Genomic DNA, 282 nt, shown 5'->3' on the forward strand with positions numbered 1-282 from the left:
CATACGCGCTTACAGTATTGGAATACGGCACGAGCAGGGGCACAAGGTCTGCCGGCACGTAAAAAGGAGCTGCCGACGTGTACGCCGAAAGGTTTACGTAACCGCACACAGAAAGCGTCGAGGAATTTATTATTTTGGCGCCCGACATGACAGACGCCGGCGCAATCACCGCGCCCGTACCGTCAAGAGCTGTCACGGTTATTCCCCTTATCACGGCATCAGACGTGCCCAGGGTGCCGGGGTTGTAAAAATCAAATATCATGAAACGCACGTCAGGCTGGC

1 protein-coding gene is annotated in these 282 nt (G+C 55.0%); it reads right to left on the minus strand.

The window, feature by feature from the left end:
• On the minus strand, positions 1–262 hold a 262-nt coding region (locus LZP69_RS16325; RefSeq protein ID WP_234201741.1), incomplete at its 3' end, for a hypothetical protein.
• Between the last annotated feature and the right edge of the window lie 20 nt (positions 263–282).

The organism is Shewanella sp. AS1, from assembly GCF_021412565.1.
GTDB lineage: Bacteria > Pseudomonadota > Gammaproteobacteria > Enterobacterales > Shewanellaceae > Shewanella.